Source organism: Pseudomonas sp. Root329 (assembly GCF_001424925.1).
Lineage (GTDB): Bacteria > Pseudomonadota > Gammaproteobacteria > Pseudomonadales > Pseudomonadaceae > Aquipseudomonas > Aquipseudomonas arabinosi.
The window spans coordinates 45,905-68,026 of sequence record NZ_LMCV01000009.1; the positions used below are offsets into that span (position 1 = coordinate 45,905).

18 protein-coding genes are annotated in these 22,122 nt (G+C 58.9%); 7 read left to right on the plus strand and 11 right to left on the minus strand.

Annotated elements, in window-relative coordinates; genetic code table 11:
- Window positions 1-452 precede the first annotated feature (452 nt).
- The 4 genes from ASC74_RS10205 to ASC74_RS10220 all read left to right on the plus strand — a co-directional run bounded on the left by ASC74_RS10205 (window position 453) and on the right by ASC74_RS10220 (window position 7,599).
- Window positions 453-2,258, plus strand: a complete 1,806-nt coding sequence (locus tag ASC74_RS10205; RefSeq protein WP_056741279.1) for a phenylacyl-CoA dehydrogenase — start codon at window positions 453-455, stop codon at window positions 2,256-2,258.
- A 198-nt stretch (window positions 2,259-2,456) separates the two neighbouring features.
- Entirely contained in the window at window positions 2,457-3,746 is a 1,290-nt protein-coding gene (locus ASC74_RS10210) for a GGDEF domain-containing protein (protein WP_056741280.1), read from the plus strand.
- A 90-nt stretch (window positions 3,747-3,836) separates the two neighbouring features.
- Complete coding sequence (locus ASC74_RS10215; protein WP_056741281.1) at window positions 3,837-5,633, plus strand: acyl-CoA dehydrogenase C-terminal domain-containing protein; 1,797 nt, start codon at window positions 3,837-3,839, stop codon at window positions 5,631-5,633.
- Window positions 5,634-5,820: 187 nt separating this feature from the next.
- A complete protein-coding gene (locus ASC74_RS10220; protein WP_056741282.1) occupies window positions 5,821-7,599 on the plus strand; it encodes an acyl-CoA dehydrogenase C-terminal domain-containing protein in 1,779 nt (592 codons plus the stop codon).
- A gap of 227 nt (window positions 7,600-7,826) precedes the next feature.
- Here the strand turns inward: ASC74_RS10220 and ASC74_RS10225 are convergent, their stop codons facing one another.
- The gene (locus tag ASC74_RS10225; protein ID WP_056741283.1) at window positions 7,827-8,756 is read right to left on the minus strand and encodes a LysR family transcriptional regulator; all 930 of its coding nucleotides are present in this window, start codon (window positions 8,754-8,756) and stop codon (window positions 7,827-7,829) included.
- Between the two features lie 169 nt (window positions 8,757-8,925).
- Here ASC74_RS10225 and ASC74_RS10230 point away from each other — a divergent pair, with 169 nt between their 5' ends.
- From ASC74_RS10230 to ASC74_RS30930, 3 genes are all read left to right on the plus strand, one after another.
- Window positions 8,926-10,209: an aspartate aminotransferase family protein gene (locus ASC74_RS10230; protein WP_056741284.1), complete on the plus strand. Its 1,284-nt coding sequence runs from the start codon at window positions 8,926-8,928 to the stop codon at window positions 10,207-10,209.
- Between the two features lie 224 nt (window positions 10,210-10,433).
- On the plus strand, window positions 10,434-10,754 hold the full coding sequence (locus ASC74_RS10235) for a helix-turn-helix domain-containing protein (protein WP_056741285.1): 321 nt from the start codon (window positions 10,434-10,436) through the stop codon (window positions 10,752-10,754).
- Window positions 10,755-10,838: 84 nt separating this feature from the next.
- Window positions 10,839-10,997, plus strand: a complete 159-nt coding sequence (locus tag ASC74_RS30930; RefSeq protein WP_007904205.1) for a YqaE/Pmp3 family membrane protein — start codon at window positions 10,839-10,841, stop codon at window positions 10,995-10,997.
- Window positions 10,998-11,149: 152 nt separating this feature from the next.
- Here ASC74_RS30930 and ASC74_RS10240 read toward each other — a convergent pair whose 3' ends face one another.
- The 10 genes from ASC74_RS10240 to ASC74_RS10280 form a co-directional block, all read right to left on the minus strand.
- On the minus strand, window positions 11,150-12,976 hold the full coding sequence (locus ASC74_RS10240) for an alpha/beta hydrolase family protein (RefSeq protein WP_056741286.1): 1,827 nt from the start codon (window positions 12,974-12,976) through the stop codon (window positions 11,150-11,152).
- Window positions 12,942-14,096, minus strand: coding sequence for a pyrroloquinoline quinone biosynthesis protein PqqE (gene pqqE, locus ASC74_RS10245; RefSeq protein ID WP_162247440.1), 1,155 nt, complete (start codon window positions 14,094-14,096; stop codon window positions 12,942-12,944). Before pqqE ends, ASC74_RS10240 begins: the two co-directional genes overlap by 35 nt.
- Window positions 14,089-14,364: a pyrroloquinoline quinone biosynthesis peptide chaperone PqqD gene (gene pqqD, locus ASC74_RS10250; RefSeq protein ID WP_056741288.1), complete on the minus strand. Its 276-nt coding sequence runs from the start codon at window positions 14,362-14,364 to the stop codon at window positions 14,089-14,091. Before pqqD ends, pqqE begins: the two co-directional genes overlap by 8 nt.
- A complete protein-coding gene (gene pqqC, locus ASC74_RS10255) occupies window positions 14,361-15,113 on the minus strand; it encodes a pyrroloquinoline-quinone synthase PqqC (protein WP_056741289.1) in 753 nt (250 codons plus the stop codon). Before pqqC ends, pqqD begins: the two co-directional genes overlap by 4 nt.
- A 144-nt stretch (window positions 15,114-15,257) precedes the next feature.
- Complete coding sequence (gene pqqB, locus ASC74_RS10260) at window positions 15,258-16,169, minus strand: pyrroloquinoline quinone biosynthesis protein PqqB (RefSeq protein WP_056741290.1); 912 nt, start codon at window positions 16,167-16,169, stop codon at window positions 15,258-15,260.
- Between the two features lie 75 nt (window positions 16,170-16,244).
- Window positions 16,245-16,319, minus strand: a complete 75-nt coding sequence (gene pqqA / locus ASC74_RS30935; RefSeq protein WP_009045898.1) for a pyrroloquinoline quinone precursor peptide PqqA — start codon at window positions 16,317-16,319, stop codon at window positions 16,245-16,247.
- A gap of 155 nt (window positions 16,320-16,474) precedes the next feature.
- Window positions 16,475-18,904: a pyrroloquinoline quinone biosynthesis protein PqqF gene (pqqF, locus tag ASC74_RS10265; RefSeq protein ID WP_056741291.1), complete on the minus strand. Its 2,430-nt coding sequence runs from the start codon at window positions 18,902-18,904 to the stop codon at window positions 16,475-16,477.
- Window positions 18,905-18,952: 48 nt separating this feature from the next.
- A complete protein-coding gene (locus ASC74_RS10270) occupies window positions 18,953-19,747 on the minus strand; it encodes a carbon-nitrogen hydrolase family protein (RefSeq protein ID WP_056741292.1) in 795 nt (264 codons plus the stop codon).
- A gap of 12 nt (window positions 19,748-19,759) precedes the next feature.
- Window positions 19,760-21,442 (minus strand): flavin monoamine oxidase family protein, encoded by a 1,683-nt coding sequence (locus tag ASC74_RS10275; RefSeq protein WP_056741293.1) that lies wholly within the window; start codon window positions 21,440-21,442, stop codon window positions 19,760-19,762.
- Between the two features lie 156 nt (window positions 21,443-21,598).
- Entirely contained in the window at window positions 21,599-22,060 is a 462-nt protein-coding gene (locus tag ASC74_RS10280; RefSeq protein ID WP_007980298.1) for an Lrp/AsnC family transcriptional regulator, read from the minus strand.
- Between the last annotated feature and the right edge of the window lie 62 nt (window positions 22,061-22,122).

Below are 22,122 nucleotides of genomic sequence, written 5' to 3' on the forward strand. Positions count from 1 at the left end.
TGTTCCGTGGGGGCTGTGAATAAGTCGTCTGCCTGCTGCTCGCCGAGCAGGCCTTAAACACAATGAAAACCTATTCAAAGAAGATAAATACCTGTCATAAATGACAGGTATTTGTGGCCTTTGTGGCCATAGTATTGTCCTCCCGGGCCAGATGTTTCTTCTGGTGGGTATAGGCGCAGTGATGGGATGTTTTTCCTGACTCGAACTCTTCTTGCGTCCCGGCTCCCTTCGTCTGACCCGATTTTCATTTGTCAGAAATATCGGGCGGCGCAGAATCAGCGCGGATCTACGTTGAGCTCTAAATGTTGCTTTACTAAGGATGATGACAAACGGCAAAAGATCGGTGCTTGACAAGATTTGGGCGTAAACGTATGTTTCAAACAACTGTTTGACCGCCACAACAAATCAACGCGGTCGTTCATTCCCGGTTACATCAGCAGAGGTTTATCGCTATGCCTGACTACAAGGCCCCCTTGCGTGATATTCGCTTCGTTCGTGACGAACTGCTCGGCTACGAAGCGCACTATCAGAGCCTTCCGGCTTGCCAGGACGCAACTCCAGACATGGTTGACGCCATTCTCGAAGAAGGCGCCAAGTTTTGTGAGCAGGTGCTGGCTCCGCTGAACCGCGTGGGTGACACCGAAGGCTGCACCTGGAGCGAGTCCGGCGTTAAAACCCCGACGGGCTTCAAAGAAGCCTACAAACAATTCGTCGAAGGCGGCTGGCCAAGCCTGGCCCATGACGTAGAGCACGGCGGCCAAGGCCTGCCGGAATCTCTGGGTCTGGCCGTCAGCGAAATGGTTGGCGAAGCCAACTGGTCGTGGGGCATGTACCCAGGCCTGTCCCATGGCGCGATGAACACGATTTCCGAGCACGGCACGCCTGAGCAGCAAGAGGCTTACCTGACCAAGCTGGTTTCCGGCGAATGGACCGGCACCATGTGCCTGACCGAACCGCACTGCGGCACCGACCTGGGCATGCTGCGCACCAAGGCCGAACCTCAGGCCGACGGTTCCTACAAAGTCTCCGGCACCAAGATCTTCATCTCGGCCGGTGAACACGACATGGCCGACAACATCGTCCACATCGTGCTGGCACGTCTGCCGGATGCACCGGCTGGCACCAAAGGCATTTCGCTGTTCATCGTTCCCAAGTTCATGCCGAACGAAGACGGTTCGGTCGGCGCACGCAACGCTGTGACCTGTGGTTCCCTGGAACACAAGATGGGCATCCACGGTAACGCCACCTGCGTGATGAACTTCGACGCAGCCACTGGTTTCCTGATCGGCCCGGCGAACAAAGGCCTGAACTGCATGTTCACCTTCATGAACACGGCACGTCTGGGTACTGCGCTGCAAGGTCTGGCTCACGCCGAAATCGGCTTCCAGGGCGGTCTGAAATACGCTCGTGATCGCCTGCAAATGCGCTCTCTGACTGGCCCGAAAGCGCCAGAAAAAGCCGCTGACCCGATCATCGTTCACCCTGACGTACGTCGCATGCTGTTGACCATGAAGGCTTTCGCCGAAGGCAACCGTGCGATGGTTTACTTCACCGCCAAGCAAGTCGACATCGTTAAATACGGCGTGGACGAAGAAGAGAAGAAGAAAGCCGACGCACTGCTGGCCTTCATGACTCCGATCGCTAAAGCCTTCATGACTGAAGTCGGTTTCGAATCCGCTAACCACGGCGTGCAAATCTACGGCGGCCACGGCTTCATCGCCGAGTGGGGCATGGAGCAGAACGTTCGCGACAGCCGTATTTCGATGCTGTACGAAGGCACCACCGGTATCCAGGCACTCGACTTGCTGGGCCGTAAAGTGCTGATGACTCAAGGTGAGGCCCTGAAAGGCTTCACCAAGATCGTCCACAAGTTCTGCCAGACCAACGAAGGCAACGAAGCGGTCAAAGAGTTCGTCGAGCCATTGGCTGCACTGAACAAAGAATGGGGCGAGCTGACCATGAAGGTCGGTATGGCTGCCATGAAAGACCGCGAAGAAGTCGGCGCGGCGTCGGTGGATTACCTGATGTACTCCGGTTACGCCTGCCTGGCTTACTTCTGGGCTGACATGGCGCGTCTGGCTGCCGAGAAACTGGCTGCCGGCACCACCGAAACAGCGTTCTACACCGCCAAGCTGCAGACTGCGCGCTTCTACTTCCAGCGCATCCTGCCGCGTACCCGTACTCACGTTGTCACCATGCTGTCGGGCGCTAACAACCTGATGGACATGAAAGAAGAAGACTTCGCGCTGGGTTACTAAGTCCCACGCTGTCGCTTCATAAAGCCGCTGCTTCCTCGGGAGCAGCGGCTTTTTTGTGCGCGATATCTACGCGTAAATATTCCTGACTAAAACGCTAAGAAGAATGCCTTTGCTGCCGTTAAAGAGGGTGGCGATGTGACATGTCGCTCAAAGAGCAGGCACAATGCCATCTTTGTTTGCCGGGTCGGAGCTTTACCCTTGCCGCGTTCTTCCGCTGTACGTTTCAGCCATTTCCTGCCGTCATTACTGCTTTTACTCGCGGGGCTTGCGGCTGCGTACGTGAAGGATCTGAACGTCTTTTTCACCTCGCTGTTCAACGTACTGCCAACCCTGGTGTTGTTGCTCGGAGGTGCTTACTGCGCGGTTTACCGACGACAGCGCGAGCTGTTCCTGATGGTCACGGTGTACATCGCCTACTTTTTGCTCGACACCCAGACCGACTTTTACCGCGATAACGGCAAGGTCCGCGAAGACGCAGCCGTGGTGTTCCATTTGTGTTGCCTGCTCTTGCCGCTGCTGTTCGGCATCTTCGCCGCGTGGCAGGAGCGCACTCATTTGTTTCAAGACATGGTGGCGCGGTTCGCTGTGTTGCTGGCGTTCGGTAGCGTCGCGCTCGGTCTCGAACAAAGTTATCCACAAGCGCTGTTGATGTGGCTCTCGGAAATTCGCTGGCCGGCACTGCATGGCGCCTGGATGAGCCTGATCCAGTTGTCTTATCCCGTGTTCATCGCCTCTTTCGTGCTGCTGGCCTGGCAATACTGGCGCAACCCGAGACCCTTGCATGCTGCCCAACTGGTGGGCTTGCTCGGGTTGTTCTGGATGTTGCCGAAAACCTTCATCCTGCCGTTCACCCTGAACATCATGTGCAGTCAGGTGATGTTGATGATTGCCGCAGCGGTCGCCCATGAGGCCTACCAAATGGCCTTCCGCGACGAACTCACCGGCCTGCCGGGCCGCCGAGCCCTGAACGAGCGGATGCAGCGATTGGGGCGCAATTACGTGCTGGCGATGAGCGACGTCGATCACTTCAAGAAATTCAATGACACTCACGGTCACGATGTCGGCGATCAGGTATTGCGACTGGTCGCCAGCAAGCTGTCGAAAATCGGCGGAGGCGGTAGGGCGTATCGCTACGGCGGTGAGGAATTCGCCCTGGTGTTCGCAGGCAAGACCCTCGAAGAGTGCATGCCGCACCTGGAAGTCATCCGCGAGTCCATCGCCACCTACAACATTCAACTGCGCAATCAGGACAGCCGTCCTCAGGACGACCAGCAAGGCCGTCAACGTCGCGCAGGCTCGGGCGCCTCAAGTGTGTCGGTCACCGTCAGCATTGGCGTGGCCGAACGACTGGAGCAGCGCACTCCCGAGAAAGTGCTCAAGTCCGCTGACGAGGCGCTCTACAGTGCCAAGGGCGCGGGGCGCAACTGTGTCGTGGCTTTCGGTCAAAACCGTCGTGGCGCAGTGCGCATGGACGCCGCTACTGATTGAGTGATGATGGCGCATTCAGCGTCTGGACTGTAATTGTGAGGCCGGGTGCGCGGCAGTAGGTTTGGGGAATCTGCTGCCGGAGAAATGACCATGCCTGAGTACAAAGCTCCCCTTCGCGACATGCGCTTTCTGATCGACCACGTCTTCGATTTTCACAGCAACTACGCCGCGCTGGGCGCCACCGATGCCAGCCCTGACATGGTCAATGCGATCCTCGAAGAAGGTGCAAAGTTCTGTGAGAACGTTCTCGCACCGCTGAACCGAAGTGGCGACGAAGAAGGCTGCCATTTCGACAATGGCGTGGTGACTACGCCTACAGGCTTCAAGCAGGCCTTCGCACAATATGTTGAAGGTGGCTGGCATGGTCTGGCGGCTGATCCGGTTTACGGTGGCCAGGGTTTGCCGAGTTCACTGGGGCTGGTGATCAGCGAAATGGTCGGCTCCAGCAACACCTCCTGGGGCATGTACCCCGGTCTGACTCACGGTGCAATGTCGGCGATCCACGCCCATGGCACTGAAGCACAGAAACAGACTTACCTGAGCAAACTCACCGCCGGCCAATGGACCGGCACCATGTGCCTGACCGAAGCTCATTGCGGCACTGACCTGGGCATCATCAAAACCCGCGCCGTGCCTGCGGCTGACGGCAGCTATGCAATCTCCGGCAGCAAGATCTTCATCTCCGCCGGCGAGCACGACATGAGTGAAAACATCATTCACTTGGTGCTGGCGAAACTGCCGGACGCTCCGGCCGGGACCAAGGGCATTTCGCTGTTTATCGTTCCTAAATTCCTACCCAATGCCGAGGGTGAGGCGGGCGAGCGCAACGGCGTTTCCTGTGGCTCGATCGAACACAAAATGGGCATCAAGGCCTCGGCTACCTGCGTGCTGAACTTCGACGACGCCAAGGGCTTCTTGATCGGTGAGCCGAACAAGGGCCTGAACTGCATGTTCACCATGATGAACCATGCACGACTGGGCACCGGCATGCAGGGCTTGTGTCTGGGGGAGGCGAGCTTTCAGGGCGCGATCAAATACGCCAACGACCGACTGCAGATGCGAGCGCTGACCGGCCCGAAAGCGCCGGAAAAAGCTGCCGATCCGATCATTGTTCATCCTGATGTGCGCAGGATGTTACTGACCATGAAGGCCTTCAACGAAGGCAATCGGGCGCTGACCTATTTCACCGCGCAGTTGCTGGACGTGGCGCATCTGAGCCCGGATGTGACGGCGCGTCAGGATGCCGAAGACCTGCTGGCGTTCCTCACGCCAATCTGCAAAGCCTTCATGACCGATACCGGACTGGAAGTGACCAACCACGGCATGCAGGTGTTCGGTGGTCACGGTTTTATCCGCGAGTGGGGTATGGAGCAGCTGGTACGCGACTGCCGGATCGCACCGATCTACGAAGGCACCAATGGCATTCAGGCGCTGGACTTGCTTGGCAGAAAAGTCCTCGGCAGCCAAGGCAAATTGCTGCGCGGGTTCACCAAAATCGTTCACAAGTTCTGTGCGGCAAACGCCGGACATCCGCAACTCGCCAACTACGTGGCGCAGCTCAACAACCTGAATCAGCAGTGGGGAGAGGTGACCACCAAGGTCGGTATGGCGGCGATGAAAAATCCGGATGAAGTCGGCGCGGCGTCGGTGGATTACCTGATGTATAGCGGTTACATCATCCTCGGCTATTTGTGGCTGCGTATGGCGCTGGTCGCTCAGGCGCAGCTCGATTCGGGCAGCGGCGATGCCGATTACTGCCAGGCAAAACTGGCAACCAGCGAGTTTTACTTCAAGCGTTTGCTGCCACGCACGGCGGCTCATCGGGCGGCCATCGAGGCGGGCAGCGATTGTCTGATGAACCTGCCTGCGGAGTTATTCGCACTATAGTGTTTCAAGCCGAGGTAAAAGAGCCCGCCTGGTTGCGGGCTTCTTTAATGGTTCGCTTTTCAGTGACTAAAAATAACAAAACGGTCATGAGCTGACCCTATGTGTCGTAAAAGTTGTTGGGTTACACTCGAACCCAACGAAAGCACCACTCCTACGAATCACCTGTTTAGATCTTGCGAGGTTTGCCATGGCTGACTACAAAGCGCCCCTGCGCGATATGCGCTTCGTCCTCAATGAAGTGTTCGAGGTCGCCAAACTCTGGGCCGAGCTGCCTGCGCTGGCCGAGACTGTCGATGCTGAAACGGTCGAAGCCATTCTCGAAGAAGCCGGCAAGGTCACCAGCAAAAGTATCGCGCCCCTGAGCCGTGCGGCTGACGAAGAAGGTTGCCATTGGGCGGACGGTGCCGTCACCACGCCGGCCGGTTTCCCACAGGCTTATCAGACTTACGCTGAAGGCGGTTGGGTTGGTGTCGGTGGCGATCCGACCTACGGCGGCATGGGCATGCCCAAGGCTGTTTCGGCGCAGGTCGAAGAAATGGTCAACTCCGCCAGCCTGTCGTTCGGTCTGTACCCGATGCTGACCGCGGGCGCTTGTCTGTCGATCAACGCCCACGCCAGCGAAGCGCTGAAAGCCGCGTACCTGCCGAACATGTACGCGGGCGTTTGGGCCGGCTCCATGTGCCTGACCGAGCCACACGCCGGTACTGACCTGGGGATCATCCGCACCAAGGCCGACCCTCAGGCCGATGGTTCCTACAAGGTCAGCGGCACCAAGATCTTCATCACCGGTGGTGAGCATGACCTGACCGAGAACATTATTCATTTGGTACTGGCCAAACTGCCGGATGCACCGGCGGGGCCGAAAGGCATTTCGTTGTTCCTGGTGCCCAAGTTCATGGTTAATGCCGATGGCAGCCTGGGCGTACGCAACCCGGCGACCTGTGGTTCGATCGAACACAAGATGGGCATTCAGGCGTCCGCGACCTGTGTGATGAACTTCGACGAGGCGGTGGGTTATCTGGTCGGTGAGCCGAACAAAGGCCTGGCCGCGATGTTCACCATGATGAACTACGAACGTCTGGGTGTTGGTATTCAAGGCCTGGCCAGCGGCGAGCGCTCGTACCAGAACGCCGTTGAATACGCCCGCGATCGTCTGCAAAGCCGCTCGCCGACCGGCGCGCAGAACAAGGACAAGGTCGCTGACCCGATCATCGTCCACCCGGACGTGCGTCGCATGCTGTTGACCATGAAAGCCTCGAATGAAGGCGGTCGTGCCTTTTCGACCTACGTTGCCATGCAACTGGACACCGCCAAGTTCAGCGAAGACGCCACGACCCGCAAACGCGCGGAAGATTTGGTGGCCTTGCTGACCCCGGTGGCCAAGGCGTTCCTCACCGACCTGGGTCTGGAAACCACGATTCACGGTCAGCAGGTTTTCGGCGGCCACGGTTACATCCGTGAGTGGGGCCAGGAGCAACTGGTTCGCGACGTGCGCATCACCCAGATCTACGAAGGCACCAACGGCATTCAGGCGCTGGACCTGGTAGGGCGCAAGATCGTCGGCACCGGCGGGGTGTTCTACAACCTGTTTGCCGACGAGATCCGTCATTTCACCGCGACTGCCAGTGCTGATCTGGCCGAGTTCACCAAGCCGCTGAACGATGCGGTAACTACCCTCGACGAACTGACCGCGTGGCTGCTCGATCGGGCGAAAAGCAACCCGAACGAAATCGGCGCTGCCTCGGTCGAGTATCTGCAAGCATTCGGTTACGTGTCGTATGCGTACATGTGGGCACTGATGGCCAAGGCCGCTTTTGGCAAAGAGGCGCAGGACGATTTCTACGCGAGCAAGTTGGGCACGGCGCGCTTCTATTTCGCACGTCTGCTGCCGCGTATTCACTCGTTGAGCGCGTCGGTGAAGGCCGGCAGCGAGTCGTTGTTCCTGCTGGACGCAGGGCAGTTCTGACAATGTAGCGTCATGTAAGCATTCTCTTACATGACGTGCTGCTCTTCTCCCATAGATGAAGATTGGATCCACAGCTAATCTACTTCACATGGACGTCGCGCAGGAAGCGCAAAGCAACAACACGGACACGTAGGATTCTGCCAGGACGGCGGAGTGAAATGGATGTCAGGGAAACAGTCTGCAAAGCCCCGCTTCGGCGGGGTTTTCTTTTGCCTGCAGAAAAGTGCTCAGCTCATCTCATCCAGTGTTGCCGGGCTGCTCAAACGCCCCTCCGAGCCATTCATCACTTCTTCCAGCAACGTACGCAATAAGGCCAGCGATGCCTGTTGTCGCTGCACATCCCGACACACCAATCCAACTTTCAGCGGCACCCTCGGCTCGCTCAATGGTTTCCACAACAGTTCCTTATTGCCGTGTGCCTGTTGCGAGCGTCCGGGCAGCACCGTCGCCAGCCGCGTGTGCGGCAGGCTGTCGAGAATCCCCGCCATGTTGTTCAGTTCTGCTTGTACCTGCGGACGTCGTCCCAGATTGGCCAGTTGTGCCTGCCAGATCTGCCGTACTTGAAACTCTTCACCCAGCAGCAACATCGGCAATTCGGCGGCCTGACTCATCGAGACTTTCTTGAATTCCCGCAACGGGTGATCTGCCGGGATGACCAGGGTAAGTTCGTCTTCGTACAGCATCACGCCATGTAATCCCGGCTGACGAGGCGGCAGATAGCTGATGCCGATGTCCAGCGAGCCATTGAGCAAGCGCCGCTCGATTTCCAGCCCCGTCAGTTCATAGATCTGCACCACCAAATGCGGCTGCGCCTTGCGCACGCGTTCGAGCATCTGCGGCACCAGGCTGGTGTGGACAGTTTGCAATACGCCGATGGCCAACGTGCGCAGTGCTTGGCCCTTGAAGTTGCCCAAGGCTTCCCGTGCCCGCTGCAACCCATCCAGCAAGGGCAGGGCATGGTTGTACAAAGTATGAGCAGCCAGGGTGGGCAGCAGACGTTTGCTGCTGCGTTCGAACAGGCTCACATCGAGGTTTTGCTCGAGGTGGCGGATCTGCTGGGACAGCGCCGGTTGGGAGATTGAAAGCCGCTCGGCAGCCCGGCCCACATGACCTTCTTCGTAGACCGCGACGAAATAACGCAGTTGCTTGAAATCCATAAGGTGTGCTTATCGAAAATGCTGGGAAATCGAAATGGCTCAAGGCCTTGGCTGAGCCTAGTCTAACCGCATTAACAAGGCTTACAGGGCCACAGAGCGCGATGAATACCGTTTGCTTCGATGGTGTTTACATAGGTAAGGCAAAAAACCTCGCACGAGGTTTGATCAGATGAATTTGTTCAGCTTGCGGCGCAATCCACCGAGTCTTGATGACCTGGCCGTGGACGCCTTCTTGCCGTCCCAAGGCGACAATCTTTCCAGCGAGTGCCTGATGCCCAGTGTCGAGCGACCGAAACAGATATTCGTGCGCGGCCAGGGCTCATGGTTGTGGGACAGCGATGACCGCCCTTATCTGGATTTCTCACAGGGTGGCGGGGCCAATAGCCTCGGACACAGCCCTTCGGTTCTGGTCAACGCCATCGCGGCGCAGGCTCAGTCGCTGATTAATCCCGGTTTCGGCCTGCATAACCGCGGCATGCTCAATCTTGCTGAACGCCTATGCTCCAGCACCGGCAGTGATCAGGCGTATTTGCTCAACAGTGGCAGCGAAGCCTGTGATGCAGCGATCAAACTGGCGCGTAAATGGGGCCAACGGCATCGCGGCGGGGCTTCGCGGATTATCGTTGCCAACAACGGCTGCCATGGTCGTAGTCTGGGGACGATTTCGGCGTCGGACAGTTCGAATCTGACTAACCGATTCGAGCCGCTGCTTCCGGGCTTCAGTCACGTGCCGTTCAATGATCTTGCGGCCTTGCATGCGGCCGTCGACGCCCAGACCGTGGCGATCATGCTCGAACCGATCCAGAGTGAAGCCGGGGTAATACCGGCCACCGAGCATTACCTCAAAGGCGTCGAGCGCCTGTGCCGTGAGCTGGGTATTCTGCTGATCTTCGACGAAGTGCAAACCGGTATCGGTCGCTGTGGCACTTTACTCGCAGAACAATCCTACGACGTGCGGGCAGATATCGTTGTTCTGGGTAAAGGGCTGGGCGGTGGCGTGCCATTGGCAGCGTTGTTGGCGCGGGGCAAAGCCTGCTGTTTCGACATTGGCGAAGTGACCGGAACTCATCATGGCAATGCGCTGATGACGGCGGCCGGTCTTGCCGTCCTCGACAGCGTGCAGGACAAGGGATTTCTCGATCATGTCAGGGAAACCGGTCAGCACCTGAGCGAAGGTCTGCAGCGTTTATCCCATCGCTATGGTCATGGCGAGTTGCGCGGACAAGGACTGTTCTGGGGTCTTACCTTGTCCGACGAATCGGCTGACGCCGTCGTCAAAGCGGCGCTGTACGAAGGCTTGCTGCTCAACGCTCCGCAGCCTGACTGCCTGCGCTTTACCCCGGCCCTGACCGTCAGCAAAGCCAATATCGACGAAATGCTCCTGCGCCTGGCCCGCGCCTTCTCCCGCGTGCGCACTGCGCAACTGCAGTGCCGCAAAGGGATTGCCGTCTGATCAGACCCGCCCTACACGAATTACCGAACCGTCTCGCGGTATAACGCATCGCCCCATGCCTGATTCTTTTGGCGTGGGGCGTTTTTTTTGTCTCTGCGTTTTGCCAAATGCATTTCAGTGCTTGAGCCGTATCGGGATCAATGGCTTTTTAGAGGGTGTCGGCGGATTGACCGAGATGCAAGTCCAGCACCTGCTGGACACTAAGGAGTTTGTGGAGATATCTCATGAGTAAAAGATTCAAAAGTGAAATGTCGGAATCGATACACGAATCGGCCAGTGCCTTGTTTGCCATCGGTGCAATCAGTAAAGCAACCATGCGCGAATTCGACGAATCATGTCTTGCAACGGTTCCGGACGCGATCCCGGCCGAGCAGATCAAAGCGCTACGTGAACGCAACAACGTAAGCCAGCCAGTGTTCGCGCGTTATCTGAACACCAGCGCCTCGACGGTTAAACAATGGGAATCGGGAGACAAGCACCCCAGCGGAATGGCGTTGAAGTTGCTGAGCATCGTTCAGAAACACGGTCTTGAGATACTGGCCTGAAGAACCGCACTGAACCCTGACAAACGGCAAAGGTCGATTATCTGTAGGGCTCACGCGAGCCAACTTTAATCAGGAGCTGACCCCATGGACTTTATTCGCATCATCATCGCCATTCTGTTGCCGCCACTGGGTGTGTTTCTGCAAGTCGGTTTCGCCGGGGCGTTCTGGCTGAATATTCTGCTGACGCTGTGCGGTTACATCCCCGGGATCGTGCATGCGGTGTACATCATCGCCAAGCGTTGAGTTTCGCGGCGTTAGGCAGATCGCTTTCGCGAGCAAGCCCGCTCCCACATTAGATCTTCAGTGAGCACAGAATTTGTGTGCGACAGTGATCAAATGTGGGAGCGGGCTTGCTCGCGAAAGGGGCGCCGCAATTTCCGCACTCAGCGCGATCTTCAGCCCGCCAATTCCATCACCCTTCGATAAAACAACCACTCCTGCTCCAGCGCATGGGCCTGATTGCCGGCCTTGCGAAAGCCATGGCGTTCGTCGGCGTAGTAATGCGCTTCAACCAGAATGCCGTTGTCCTGTAGCGCCGTGACCATGTCGCGGGTCTGTTGCGGCACCACCACAGCGTCCAGTTCACCCTGGAAGAAAATCACCGGCACACGGATGTTGCCCGCGTGCAGCAACGGCGTTCGTGCGGCGTAGCGTTCGGCATCCTGCACCGGGTCGCCGATCAGCCAATCCAGATAATCGCCTTCGAACTTGTGAGTCGTCCGTCCCAGCGCCACAGGATCGCTGACGCCATACAGGCTGGCGCCGGCGCGGAAGACTGTGTGAAAGGCCAGCGCGCACAGTGTGGTGTAGCCGCCAGCACTGCCGCCGCGAATAAACGCCTTGTTGCCGTCGATCAGTCCGCGATCGGCAAGATAAGCGACGACTGCGCAAGCGTCTTCCACATCTACTTCACCCCAGCTCAAACGCAGTGCTTGTCGATAAGCCCGGCCATAGCCACTGCTGCCGCGGTAGTTGAGGTCGGCCACGGCGAAGCCGCGTTGCGCCCAGTACTGGATACGCGGATCGAGCATGGGGTAGCAGGCCGACGTCGGGCCGCCGTGGATAAACACCACCAGAGGCGGTTTCGCGTCGCCGGTCATTGCTGGATAGAAGAAGCCGTGTGCCTCGCCCGAACCGCTCGGGTAGCACAGGGTTTGCGGGACGCTGATCTGCTCGGCAGGCAACGGTGCAATACCGCCAGCCAGTGTTTTGACTTGCCGGGTCTGGCGGTCGATGGCAATGACTGCCGATGAACTGACTGGCGAAGCGGCGATGCAGTAAATGAACTGCTCATCCAGTGCGAGAGAGCGGAAGCGGCTGTAATCGCCGGTGAAATCTTCACCGGCGTCACCACAAAGACCCAGTCTGCCAAATCCGTCTTCGGTCCAGCTCGCCAGATAGCGGCCTTCGCTCAGCGGCAACCAGGTGCAGCCACCCAACTGCCACGGCGCTGGCCCATGATCAGCGGCGGCACTCGGCAGCGGGCTCAGACCGTCTGCCGATTCCACCCAAGGCTGCCAGTGGCCGCCGCGATCTGTCAGGCAAAACAGACGGCCGTTGGTATCGAACCTCGGTTGTTGCAGTGATTCCTCGGCGTCTTCGCCCGCCACGCAACGCGGCGGAGCAAAACGGCCATCGTTTTGGCGTTCGGCAACCATCAGGCGAGTCGCGATCCATGGCTGGTCCGGACGACTCCACTCGATCCACGCCAGTCGTTGCGCGTCGGGACTCAAGGTCGGCGCGGCGTAGAAGTCGGCGCCTTCGGCCAGCAGATGACGTACCCCGTCAGCCACATCGATAGCCACCAGACGATGCCGATCGCGGTTTTCTTCAACCGCCAATACCTGCCCGTTAGCGAACTGCAGATCGCCGTATCGGCATTCGCCTGAGCTCAGTAACTCAGGTGTCTCGCCGGCAAGCGACTGCCGATACAGCTGTTGGTCCGCCTCGTTGACGAACACTGTCCCGTCATTGGTCAGACAGAACGCGCCACCGCCATATTCGTACACCCGACTGCGCACACTGAAGCCCGCTGGCGTCAGGCAATGTGCCTGTCCGTCACGCCAATGCCAGATCCGGCAGGCGGCGTCCTCGGGGCGGTACTCGTTCCAGAACAAGCCATGTGGGCCGACCTGCAACTCGGCGAAGTCGATGCCGGCCGCAACAGCCTTGGCAGCGCTGAAGGGTTCAGCTTTTAGCGATGAGTCGTGAATTTCGTTCATTGCGAAAGGCCAGTTGTTCGATGGTCTGGGTCGCGTGTTCGGCTTCTTCGCGAGCCTTGAGGATCACGCCGTGATGTTCCGATTTGCTGCACACCGGGTCGGCGTTGCTCGCGTCCCCCGTGAGCATGAATGCCTGGCAGCGACAGCCGCCGAAGTCTTTTTCTTTCTCGTCGCAGGAACGGCACGGCTCGGGCATCCAGTCGTAACCGCGGAAGCGGTTGAAGCCGAATGAGTCGTACCAGATGTGCTGCATGCTGTGATCGCGTACGTTGGGAAACTGCACCGGCATCTGTCGGGCGCCGTGACAGGGCAGAGCGGTTCCGTCCGGCGTGACTGTCAGAAAAATACTGCCCCAGCCGTTCATGCAGGCTTTCGGGCGTTCTTCGTAATAGTCGGGGGTGACGAATATCAGCTTGCACGGATGCCCTTCTGCTTCGAGTTTGGCGCGGTATTCGTTGGTGATGCGTTCGGCGCGGACCAGTTGTTCCTTGGTTGGCAACAGACCGACCCGGTTGAGCTGCGCCCAACCGTAGAACTGGCACGTGGCGAGTTCGACGAAGTCCGCTTCAAGGGCGATGCACAGCTCGATGATCCGGTCGATCTTGTCGATGTTGTGCCGATGGGTCACGAAATTCAGCACCATCGGATAACCGTGGGCTTTCACCGCGCGGGCCATTTCCAGCTTCTGGGCGAAGGCTTTTTTCGAGCCAGCCAGCAAGTTGTTCACTTGCTCGTCGCTGGCCTGAAAGCTGATCTGAATGTGGTCCAGGCCGGCCTTTTTGAAGTCGCTGATTTTCTGCTCGGTCAGGCCGATGCCCGAGGTGATCAGGTTGGTGTAGAAACCCAGCTTGCGAGCCTCGGTGATCAGCTCGGCGAGGTCCTGGCGCACCAGCGGTTCACCGCCGGAAAAGCCCAACTGCGCCGCGCCCATTTCCCGCGCTTCGCGAAAGACCTTGATCCACTGCTCAGTGCTGAGTTCTTTGCCTTGCTCGGCGAAGTCCAGCGGATTGGAGCAATACGGACATTGCAGCGGGCAGCGATAGGTCAGCTCGGCCAGCAGCCACAGCGGCAGGCCAATTTCCGGTTTGGGCGGTAACTTGTCTGACGCGGAATCAGGCAAGTTCGATCCAGTGCTGAGCACGGGCGACCTCCATGAATTGCTCGATGTCGTCCCCGAGCTCGGGCACGCCGGGAAACTGCGCGTCCAGTTCGGCGATGATCGCCGCGACGTCACGCTCGCCGTCGATCAAACCGCCGATCAGTGCGGCGCTTTCGTTGAGTTTGATCATGCCTTCCGGGTAGAGCAGCACATGACCTTTCTGCGCCGGTTCGTACTGGTAGCGGTAGCCGGGACGCCAGGTCGGGGTCCTGCTGCGATCAAAACTCATAAGGTGATTCCTTTATGCCAGACCCGTTGCTCGGTCACGCTGTGATACGGCGGGCGATTCAGTTCGTAGGCCATGCTCATGGCATCGAGCATGCTCCAAAGAATGTCCAGTTTGAACTGGAGAATTTCCAGCATGCGCTCTTGGCCGGCCCGCGTCGTGTAGTGCTGCAAAGTGATCGCCAAGCCGTGTTCCACGTCGCGACGCGCCTGACCCAGACGCGTGCGGAAATACTCGTAACCAGCCGGATCGATCCACGGGTAATGCTGCGGCCAGCTGTCCAGGCGCGACTGGTGGATCTGCGGCGCAAACAGTTCGGTCAGCGAGCTGCTGGCGGCTTCCTGCCAACTGGCACGGCGGGCGAAGTTGACGTAGGCGTCGACGGCAAAACGTACACCGGGCAGTACCAATTCCTGCGAGCGCAGCTGATCCGGGTCGAGGCCGACGGCTTGGCCAAGACGCAGCCAGGCTTCGATGCCGCCGTCTTCGCCGGGGGCGCCGTCGTGGTCGAGCAGGCGCTGAATCCACTCACGACGAATCTCGCGGTCCGGGCAGTTGGCGAGGATCGCGGCGTCCTTGAGTGGAATGTTCACCTGATAATAGAAACGGTTGGCGACCCAGCCCTGGATCTGTTCGCGCGTTGCCCGGCCTTCGTACATCGCCACGTGATATGGGTGATGGATGTGGTAATAGGCGCCCTTGGCGCGCAGGGCTGCTTCGAACTCGGCGGGGGACATTGCTGTGTCAGTCATTTCGGTTCTCCGGGTACGACCGGTGGATTCCTTGGTGCCTGGTCTGACGTCTTCGCGAGCAAGCCCGCTCCCACATTCGACCGTATTCTTCTGACGGAACTCGATTGAATGTGGGAGCGGGCTTGCTCGCGAAGAGGCTATCCGCTACAGCACAATACTCATGCCGTCATACGCCACTTCAACATCACGCCGAGCCAGTTCTTCACGCTCTGGCGAATCCTCATCGAGAATCGGGTTGGTGTTGTTGATGTGGATAAGTACTTTGCGCTGGTTGGGCAGTTGTTCCAGCACTTCCAGCATGCCGCCGGGGCCGTTCTGCGCCAGGTGGCCCATTTCACGACCGGTGCGGGTGCCGACGCCACGGCGCTGCATTTCGTCGTCATCCCACATCGTGCCGTCCACCAGCAGACAATCGCTGCCCGCCATGATCTCCAGCAGCGGTGCGTCGACCTTGCCCAGACCCGGTGCGTAGAACAGTTTGCCGCCGGTGTTGAGGTCTTCAACGATCAGGCCGATGTTGTCGCCCGGGTGCGGGTCGAAACGGTGCGGCGAGTACGGCGGTGCGGCGCTGCGCAGCGGCAGCGGGGTGAAACGCAGACTCGGGCAGCCCGGGATGATGAAGCTGCGGTCAAGCTCGATCTGGTTCCAGGTCAGCCCGCCGTTCCAGTGGGTCAGCATGGTGAACAGCGGGAAACCGGTGCTCAGGTCTTCGTGGACCATGTCGGTGCACCAGACCTGGTGCGGGCAACCTTCGCGCAGGCTGAGCAGGCCGGTGGTGTGGTCGATCTGGCTGTCCATCAGGATGATCGCGTTGATGCCGGTATCGCGCAGGGCGCGGCCCGGTTGCATCGGGGCGAAGCTCTGGAGCTGGGCGCGGATGTCCGGCGATGCGTTGCACAACACCCAGTTCACGCCGTTATCGGAAATCGCGATGGACGACTGGGTCCGCGCCTTGGCGTTCAGGCTGCCATCACGAAAACCGGCGCAGTTCACGCAGTTGCAGTTCCACTGGGGGAAACCACCGCCGGCGGCGGAACCTAGAATCTGGACAAACATGGCCGCTCCATCATTCGAAAACTGAAAATAAAAACGCCTCGGCGAGCCGAGGCGTTGCACTGCGCTACAAAAAGATTAGCGGCTTGCGAAGTACATGGTGACTTCAAAGCCGATACGCAGGTCGGTGTAAGCAGGTTTGGACCAGGACATAGAAGCGCTCCTTCAGGTGATGGGACAGTTGAGATCTATACATATAGTCCACCTCCAGCCGGAGATGTTCAGATAGTTAGGTGGCTATGTTACTCAAAATTACAGGGCGATTGGCCGGGAATCTTTGAGAAAGCTAATTGCAGCACCGGTAATGATCATTTTGCCGCTTGCCAAGGTGAGCTCGGGCAAGGGCCGCTGGCCAGACAGCGCCAACCGCCTTCGGCCTGATTCAGTCGTTGTGCTGCGGCCAGTAAGGTTTCACGGTCGATCGTCAGAATCGTCTGAGGTAGAAGCTCCAGATAATCCGACGAGCGGCCGGCCAGTTTGCCCTGCCAAAGCAGTTCGGCGGCCTGCGCATTGGGCAGCGCCGCGCTATCGAATTGATCGGCCAGTGCCTGGCGCTGCTCGATGAAAATCTGGTCATTGATATCGCCAATCAACCCGGCCAATCCGCTCAGGAAATGTTCGATATGTTCCAGTAGATCCAGAGGGGCGACGCTGGGTGATTGCACGCCGAACAACAATCCTGTCTGCCCATGGATCTGCCGCAGGGCGCTGAACACTGCATAGCCGAGCTGCAGTTCTACCCGCAGGCGTTGGTAAAACGGCGTCTGGCAGAGGTGAGCCAGCAAGCGCCAGGCGGCTTCGTCAGCGATGTCCGCGGTTGCGGTCGGGCAGAAGAGCAACAAGGCGTGTTCGCTGGACCCGGTATCGACCGCGCTCCACAGATGCTGCGCGTTTATCGGGGCGGGCGGCGTCAGTTGATTGTCCGCAGCGCCGGGCACACGACTCAAGGCAAGCCCCATCGCCGCTTGTGTCTGGGCGGACATCCCGGTCGCCAGACCATCCCAGCGTGCGCTTGACCAAAGCTGCATCAAGTCGTCCGAGTCAGCGGTGCCCTCAAGGCAGTGATCGGGCAGCGCTTTAAGCAACTGTCGAATCGGCATCAACGCAACGCTCGGCTCTTCCTGCGAGAAATTGTCACCAGGTTTTGTCAGTTCTTTCAGCGCATGTTCGAGGACGGTCGGCATCGGCTCCTGTAGCCCGGTCATTTTCAGCAGCCATTCATTGCTCGATGCGCTGAAGGAAAAATCGACACCTGCCTGACGAGCGTCTTCACGCAACGGCTGAAGGCGGTTTTCCAGGCTCATCTGAACATTGCTGCGAGGGGCCGAGTCCAGACGCCAGCGCAGGTAAACGGCACCTTCGGCACTGTTATCGGGCAACGCCTGACTGAACTGCATGGGTGAACGTTCACGACGACCGCGTGAGCGATCCTGGGCAAAGGTCCGCAAACCTCGGTGTTTGCTGGTCTGGCCGCGGATCAGTCCGGCACTCGGGGCCGGAGCCTCGGCGCGTAAAAACGGATTAGGTGTGGGCAGTTGCCATTGGCCGGTGAAGTTATCCACAGCGCCGATTTGTTTCAGGACTTCCTTGAGGGCTGCAATACCCGATTCGGATAACCCGGCTTCACGCTGTTCACTGTCGAGTCGGGCCAGTTGCAGGGCACCGCTGACTTGCTGCTGACGTTGCAGCAGGGCGGCGTATTCTTCGCGCAACCCGGTCCAGGGTTGCTGTGAGGCAAAGAATCCAAGCCAATCCAGTAGCCGCTCGCGGATCCCGTTGGGCGTCGCGTTGGCAGGCAACGTGAACTCGATGTGCAACAAAGCCTGGCCGGCGAACTGATACAACGGCGCAGCTTTGAGGCTGTCAGTCAGCCCGCGCTCGTGCAATTGCGCCAGCAGGCCACCGGGTTTCGCGGCGTTCAGCCAATGACACAGGAACGCCAGCGCCTCAGGCGATGAATCGGGCAACGCGTCGAAGGCAAACAGCAGATCCAGTCGACGCGCTCCAGCCTGTTGATAACTTTTGTCCAAAGAGTCCATCAGCGATGTAGGTGCCTGTTGCGGGACCTTTTCCCCTACGGGAATAGCAGCGCTAAAGCTATGAGCCATCGCCCTCAACTCATCGAGACTCTGCGGCCCGGCCAGGCTCAAGGTCATCTGCCCGGTCTGATAAAACCGCTGATAGAAACCCTGCAAGGCTTGCTGAAACTCAGGTTGCGGAACCGGCAGGCTGTAGCGGTTGCCGGCATGAAACGCTCGGAGTGGATGCGCCGCTGAAAGGCCATCGAACAGGGCGAATTGCTGTTGAGCGGTCGTATCCCGCGACCAGGCGACAAATTCTGCGTGCAGCACTTCCCGTTCCCGCCGCTGATCGTCCGGATTCATACGTGGATGAGCGAGCATGTCCGACAGGCGCTCCAGTCCCCCGGTAAACGACTGAGGCGGTAACTCGAAAAAGTAATCCGTGGTGCGTTCGCTGGTCCGCGCATTCACCTGACCGCCATGACCCTGGACGTAGGCCATCAGCCCTTGGCTAGCGGGAAAACGCTCGGTGCCGAGAAACAGCAAGTGTTCGAGAAAATGCGCCATCCCGGGCCAGGCCAGCGGTACGTCATGGCTTCCCGCCGCGACGCGCAACGCAGCAGCACTGCGCTTCAAATCGGGAACATGACGCAGCGTCACCCGCAGACCGTTGGCCAGGGTTTCAGTGTGAAGGTGGGGGTGATTCAGCGCAGGCATGAGCACTTCCAGAACAGAGAAGCGCTAATGCTAGCGGATAACGGTAGATCAGCGCTTGTTCAGCTCGCTGTAAAGCTCGGGGCGGCGATCGAGGAAGTAGCGATTGGCGGCGCGGGAATCGACCATCAACTGACGATCCAGCTCACCGACAATCAGCGCTTCATCCAGGCCCGCCTGGGCAATACGATTGCCATCCGGCGCGGCAATGCTGCTCTGGCCGCAATACTGGATCTCGCCTTCGTTGCCGCAATAGTTGGCGTAAGCCACATAGCACTGGTTTTCGAAAGCCCGGGCGCGGACGGTGACGTCGGCAATGAAGTCGTAAGGAATCATGTTCGCCGTCGGCACCAGAATCAGCTCGGCGCCGGCCAAGGCCAGGCGTCGGGCGTTTTCCGGGAACTCCAGGTCGTAGCAGATCAGGAAGCCGAGCTTCCAGCCATTGAGTTCAACCAGCGGAAACTCATCCGGCCCGGCGCTGAACATCGAGTGATCGAGGTCGCCGAACAGGTGAGTCTTGCGGTAGTTGCACAACCGCTCGCCATTGGCGTCGATCAACTGCACGGCGTTGTAGATCTGACCGTCTTCCGTGCGCTCGGGGTAGCCATACAAAATGGCGATCCCGGCCGTCTTGGCGATGCGCGCGATCTGCTGCGCCGACTCACCGTTGTGCACCTCCGCCAGCACGCTGACCGCGTCGAGGCCGATGTTGTAGCCGGTCAAAAACATCTCCGGCAGCACCAGCAAATCCGCTCCCTTGGCTTCCAGCGCCAATTGATGCAGGCGTTGCAGATTGCCGGCGACATCCAGGGGCAGCGGTGGACATTGGTAAAGGGCTACGCGCATTTCGGACTCCTCTTACTCGGGCAGGGCGATCGGACCGATCTCGTTGAACACATCTCCTGGACCCGGGTTCTCGGCGTGAGTTTCACCGCCGAAGTGTTTCATGATGCCCCACACCGCATTGAGCGAGGTCTGCACCGCGCCTTCGACCCAGGCTGGCGTCCACGAAACGTCGTCGCCGGCGATGAAAATTCCGCGTTGCTCGGCCGGCATGTCGGCCTGCATGAAGTGCGCGTACATGCGCTGGTTGTAGCGGTAATGGCCGGGTAGGGCACCCTTGAAAGCACCGAGGAAATGCGGGTCGGCTTCCCAGGACACGGTGATCGGATCGCCAATGATTCGCGCGGCGATGTCGACTTTCGGGTAGATCTTCTTCAACGCATCCAGTGCCAGTTTCACGCGTTTTTCCACGGGTTGCGGGAGCATTTTCAGCGCGTCGCTCATCCACGAGTACGACAGGCAAATCACGCCTGGCTTGTCGTCGCCGTTGTCGAACAGGTAGGTGCCACGGGTCAGGCGATCGGTGAGGGTCATGCTCATCAGGTCGCGGCCGGTTTCCGGATCCTTGTCCTTCCAGAATGGCCGGTCGACCATCACGAAGGTTTTCGACGATTGCATGTAGCGCGTACGGTCGAGGGCCATCCACATCTTTTGCGAGAAAAGGCTTTCGTCGCATTCGATCTGGGTGGTCAGCAGCCAGCTCTGGCAGGTGGTCAGCACCGCTGCGTATTCGCGGGTGTCGCCCCAGTTGTCGGTGACGGCAAAGCGCCCGTCTGCCGCATGGGCAATTTTTTTCACGCCGGTACGCGGCGCGCCGTTGTGCAGAGAGCTGAGGCTGGTGCCTTCTGGCCAGTGCACGCAACGTTCCGGCACATGACGCCAGATCCCCAACGGCACTTGTTCGACGCCGCCGACCACCAAGTGTTGGTGATCGTCGCAGTTGGTCATGACCACGCGGAAGATTTCCAGCATCGAATTCGGGAAGTCCGAATCCCAGCCGCCGGTACCGAAACCGACCTGACCAAACACCTCGCGGTGATGGAACGAGAGTTTGGCGAAGGCTTTGGAGGTGGCCACGAAGTCGTAGAAAGTGCGGTCGTCCCACAGCGGAACGAGGGTGTTCCACAGCTCTTTGAGGCGCGGCACATCGCGATCGCGGATCGCTTGCTGGATGTCAGAGAACTGCGAACCGGCTTCCAGCGCATCGGCCCAGGCGTCGGCGACTTCCTGGAACAGTGCAGGAAGATCCGCCAGTTTCTGTGCGTAATGAGTCTGGCCTTCGAGGTCGATCACCGTGCTGCCCGAGGCAGGTGTCAGCGGGTTCGGGAAAGGTTTGGTTTGCAGCCCAAGCTTGTCGACGTAGTGATAAAACGCAGTGGACGACACCGGGAAGCGCATGCCGCCGAGCTCGGCGATGATGCCTTCAGCGCCGTTGAATGCCTGGGAGCGCAGACGGCCGCCCATTTTCGAGGCTTCGTAGACGACGGGTTTTAGGCCCAGTTTCATCAATTCGTACGCTGCCACTAAACCTGCAATACCGGCACCGACGATCGCTACCTCGGCGCCATGGTTGTGCGCAGGGATGCTGCCCAGACCGGCCGGGTGCTCGATCCAGTCGTCGAAGGCGAAGGGAAAGTCCGGACCGAAAATGGTGACTGGTTTTTTACCGTCTGCAGGATGGCGATTGTTCTTGTTCATGGCTGACCTTGCTGGCGACCGGACGCGGCATGCGCGTCTGAGTATAGGAAAAGATGGCAGCCATTCTAGAGAGCGTAGAACACGTTAATAAGACGCAATGTGTCGTCGTTTTGCTTGTTAATGCTACAATTTGACGAGCATGACGAACAGATTGGATTAAACCGGCTGCCCCCGATCAATCTTGCTACTCAAGATGATCGACGTAGTCGTCTTCTCCACCCCATCCACACTGCCGATCTGATCCAGCAACTGATCCAGCTGCTCAGGTGAATCGGTGCGCAGCCACGCCACGTAATCAAATTCGCCACTGACCGCGCACAACTGCTGCACCTGAGCCATCGCGCTAAGACGTCGCAACACTTCCTTGCCCGAGCGCGGTTGCACCGTGATCCCGACGTACGCCTGCAAGCCGCCATCCACGACACGTTGACCCAAACGCACGCCGTAACCGGTGATCACCTTGGCCTTTTCCAGCCGGGCCAGGCGCGAAGTCACGGTGGTGCGAGCGATGCCCAATTGTCGCGCGAGCATGGCCACGCTTTCGCGGGCATTGATCTGCAGGGCTGCAATCAACTGGCGGTCGATTTCGTCAAGAACGGGCGGGCGGGTGTCAGGCAAGGGTCGTCTCCAGCGGTACAGATCAATGGGCGAGCATGTTACATAGGATGGACGCCAAAAGT

What these genes read in the sequence shown, in the direction of transcription:
- ASC74_RS10205 (WP_056741279.1), top strand. Translation starts at nt 453, where the DNA reads ATGCCTGACTACAAGGCCCCCTTGCGTGATATTCGCTTCGTTCGTGAC.
- ASC74_RS10215 (WP_056741281.1), top strand. Translation starts at nt 3,837, where the DNA reads ATGCCTGAGTACAAAGCTCCCCTTCGCGACATGCGCTTTCTGATCGAC.
- ASC74_RS10220 (WP_056741282.1), top strand. Translation starts at nt 5,821, where the DNA reads ATGGCTGACTACAAAGCGCCCCTGCGCGATATGCGCTTCGTCCTCAAT.
- ASC74_RS10225 (WP_056741283.1), bottom strand. Translation starts at nt 8,756, where the DNA reads ATGGATTTCAAGCAACTGCGTTATTTCGTCGCGGTCTACGAAGAAGGT.
- ASC74_RS10230 (WP_056741284.1), top strand. Translation starts at nt 8,926, where the DNA reads ATGAATTTGTTCAGCTTGCGGCGCAATCCACCGAGTCTTGATGACCTG.
- ASC74_RS10235 (WP_056741285.1), top strand. Translation starts at nt 10,434, where the DNA reads ATGAGTAAAAGATTCAAAAGTGAAATGTCGGAATCGATACACGAATCG.
- ASC74_RS30930 (WP_007904205.1), top strand. Translation starts at nt 10,839, where the DNA reads ATGGACTTTATTCGCATCATCATCGCCATTCTGTTGCCGCCACTGGGT.
- ASC74_RS10240 (WP_056741286.1), bottom strand. Translation starts at nt 12,976, where the DNA reads ATGAACGAAATTCACGACTCATCGCTAAAAGCTGAACCCTTCAGCGCT.
- pqqD (WP_056741288.1), bottom strand. Translation starts at nt 14,364, where the DNA reads ATGAGTTTTGATCGCAGCAGGACCCCGACCTGGCGTCCCGGCTACCGC.
- pqqC (WP_056741289.1), bottom strand. Translation starts at nt 15,113, where the DNA reads ATGACTGACACAGCAATGTCCCCCGCCGAGTTCGAAGCAGCCCTGCGC.
- pqqB (WP_056741290.1), bottom strand. Translation starts at nt 16,169, where the DNA reads ATGTTTGTCCAGATTCTAGGTTCCGCCGCCGGCGGTGGTTTCCCCCAG.
- pqqF (WP_056741291.1), bottom strand. Translation starts at nt 18,904, where the DNA reads ATGCCTGCGCTGAATCACCCCCACCTTCACACTGAAACCCTGGCCAAC.
- ASC74_RS10270 (WP_056741292.1), bottom strand. Translation starts at nt 19,747, where the DNA reads ATGCGCGTAGCCCTTTACCAATGTCCACCGCTGCCCCTGGATGTCGCC.
- ASC74_RS10275 (WP_056741293.1), bottom strand. Translation starts at nt 21,442, where the DNA reads ATGAACAAGAACAATCGCCATCCTGCAGACGGTAAAAAACCAGTCACC.